This is a genomic window from uncultured Chitinophaga sp., from assembly GCF_937874145.1.
Lineage (GTDB): Bacteria > Bacteroidota > Bacteroidia > Chitinophagales > Chitinophagaceae > Chitinophaga.
The window spans coordinates 1-3,353 of sequence record NZ_CALNBI010000311.1; the positions used below are offsets into that span (position 1 = coordinate 1).

The following is a 3,353-nucleotide window of genomic DNA, read 5'->3' on the forward strand; positions in this document are numbered from 1 at the left end:
TGATCCGCGATATTACCGGCTACAACCCGGTAGGCGCGGCATCGGTGACCACCGGCGGATCGCCCTGGACGTACACGGCGGGTATTTCCCCGGAAACGCTGTACTTCAGCGCCACCACCGGCGTGACTGCCGTGACGCGGGGCGGGGTGAGCATCCTGCCGGCCGCTTTGGGGGCAAACGTTCCTTTTACGGCGGTACTGTCGCCCGGGGAGTCCATTGTGATTACCTACACCGGCACCCTGAACGCCAGGAAGCTGGTCCAGTAAGGCCGGAACGCTTCAACTTACTACCGGCCCGGAACGCGCGACGTTGACGTGGTATGCGCCCGGGACCGGAGGCTGTTAAATAGAATAGGATTGTCGGAACATTTCGCATGTTCTGATATAATGAAACGAACTATGTGCGTATTTTACAGGAACCGGGGGAATTTCAAATGAATGCATCCACTATTCTACAGCTTGTGAAAAGTTAAGAATAATATAATTCGAGTTAATAACAGGACATCAACCATTTTTCTTAGTCGGTACCTTAGATACGTTAGACATCAGATAGACTTATCATTTCAATCAATCCCGTATGAATACAATTATATTCCGTTGCCCGGTCTGTTGGCGGCAATTGGTTTTACTGATGCTGCTCAGCTTTTGCGGCACCGCGACATTTTCTCAATCCATCAATATTACCGGCACGGTCACGGATTCCCTCGACGAATCCACGCTGCCGGCCGTGACCGTCAGGGTAGCGGGATCCACCAAAATCACACAAACCGACGAGAACGGTAAATACGCCATATCGGCTGCGCCGGGTACGGAGCTGATATTTACCTTCCAGGGGTACCTGGAAAAAAGGGTGACCGTCCGCGCTGCCTCCATCATCAACGTGGAAATGGTTTTTACCCGGAAAGAACTGCGGGAAGTGGCGGTAGTGGCATTTGCGAAACAGAAGAAGGCCACGGTGACGGGGGCCATCTCTTCCATCCAGACCAAAGAAATCAAGCAAAGCCCATCCGCGAACCTCGCCATATCGCTGGCAGGCCGCCTGCCGGGGTTAACCACGCTCCAGAGCAGCGGGGAACCCGGCCGGGACATTACTTCCCTCTTCCTGAGGGGGCGGGCCACCATTAACCAGACGGCCCCGATCGTGCTGATCGACGGGATTGAGCGCGACCTGACCTATATCGATCCCAACGAAGTGGAGTCTGTGACCATCCTCAAAGATGCATCGTCTACCGCGCTGTTCGGCGTAAGAGGAGCGAACGGGGTGATCCTCGTCACCACCAAACGCGGTACCGCGGAAGTGCCTGAAATCAATTTCAGCGCCGAAGTTGCCGCGCAGGATTTCCAGTACTTCGTTAACACCGTGAATTCATACGACTATGCCCGGCTCCGGAACCAGTCCCTGAAAAATGACGGACTGGCCGAACAGTTCTCGCCATACGCGTTGGAAATGTACCGGACCGGCGCCGATACGGCCAATTATCCCAATACCGACTGGCGGGATGTGATGCTGAAGGATTTTTCGCTGCAGCACCGCTATAACCTCAATATCTCTGGCGTAACGGCCAACAAGGCGGTGAAGTACTTCGTCAACGCCACATACCTGAACCAGGGCGGGCAGTTCCGGACGGAGAAGGATCTTCCCTACGATCCTTCCTTCAAACTGGACCGTTATTCTTTCCGCTCCAATATCGATTTGCGCCTGAACAGCAAGCTGAACGCGTTCCTCAACGTAGCGGGTTACCTCGAAAAGCAGAACATGCCGATGGGGATCCTGAACCGTTTGGGTGATGTGAGCTCGGTGCTGACCGGCCAGTCACCGGCGGTATACATCATGTCGTTCATGTCGCGCGTACCTGCCAACGTTCCGAAACTGACGCCGGACGGCGACGTAACCACCGGTCCCAACATCGACTGGCCGGCTTACGGCCTGCTGAACAGGTCGGGGTATGTGCGGCAAACGAGGAGCAATGTGCTGGCCACTTTCGGGATGAAGCAGGATTTGTCCGGTTTAACGAAAGGCCTTTCCGCGCAGATCAACCTGTCGTTCGATACCCGTTCCATCAACAACCTCTTCGGCGGGAAGGAATTTGTAAGATATATGCAGGTGATTACCCCCAACGCGCAGGATCCTGCCGCGCCGGATGATATCCATTTCGCGCAGTATGGCGGATGGCTGAATACGCCGCTGAGCCTGGGCGGCTCCACCAGCTTCGTGTCCCTGTCCAACGTGCAGGCTTATCTCAACTACGACCGGAAGTTCAAAAAGCACCAGGTGAGCGCCATGGCCTTGTACCTCCAGCAACAGAACATCCAGGGCATTGCGTTGCCTTTCAACCTGAGGGGTGTTTCAGGCAGGGCCACTTATGCATACGACGACAAGTACTTCGCGGAATTCAACGCAGGGTACAACGGATCGGAGCAGTTCGCCAAAGGCAAGCGGTTCGGCTTCTTCCCGGCGTTTTCCGCAGGCTGGCTGATCTCCAACGAGCCTTTCATGCAGGCGGTTCCCGCTATTTCGCATTTGAAAGTGCGTGCATCATACGGCCTTGTGGGCAACGACCAGCTGGGCGGCCGCCGGTTCCTGTACCTCGACGATATCACGTTGAGCGCGGGTGGGTATTCCAGCAGTCTGGGCCTGGGGCAATACATCGGCATCAACATGCTCAAAAACAGCAATATCACCTGGGAAATCGCGAAGAAAACAAACATCGGCTTTGAGCTGGGATTGTTCAACGACCTCAACCTCGTGATCGATGTGTATAAGGAAAGAAGGGAGGACATCCTGCGCAGCCGGTCTACCATCCCGGTGCTGAACGGCGGGAACGGCACGCAACCGGTCGGCCTGCGCAGCCGGGAAGAACTGGCGCGCAGCATCCTGCGCAGCCGCGGCACCATTCCCGTACTGAACGGCTTCCCGCTGGGCGTTTTGCCGCCGGCGAACGTTGGCGTAATCGAGAACAAAGGCTATGAGATCGAACTGAACTACCGGAAAGCGGTGACGAAGAAGCTGTCCATCCTGGCGAAACTGAATATGAACTACGCGAAGAACAAACAGATTTTTGCCGATGAGCCCCTGCTCGGAGAAGACTTCGCTTACAGGTACCGTTCCACCGGCTATCCGCTCGGGCAAAGCTTCGGCTACCTGGTAGACCGGTACTTTACAGATGAAGACGATATCGCCAGGTCGCCGGTGCAAACCGTGGGCGGGCATGCCTCCCGGCCGGGCGATTTCAAGTATAAAGACCTCAACAACGACGGACTGGTAAACGAAAAAGACATGGCGCCCATCGGGTATACCAACCTGCCGGAATACACATACGGGGCGGCATTCAGCATCCCTTACCAGGGCCTTGA

The 3,353-nt window shown here is 55.6% G+C and carries 2 protein-coding genes; both read left to right on the forward strand.

The features are described 5' to 3' along the window. On the forward strand, positions 1–266 hold a 266-nt coding region (locus Q0510_RS15175; RefSeq protein WP_298713485.1), incomplete at its 5' end, for a hypothetical protein. Between the two features lie 364 nt (positions 267–630). After that, positions 631–3,353 (forward strand): SusC/RagA family TonB-linked outer membrane protein (locus Q0510_RS15180; RefSeq protein WP_298713488.1); only part of this gene is annotated, 2,723 nt, incomplete at its 3' end.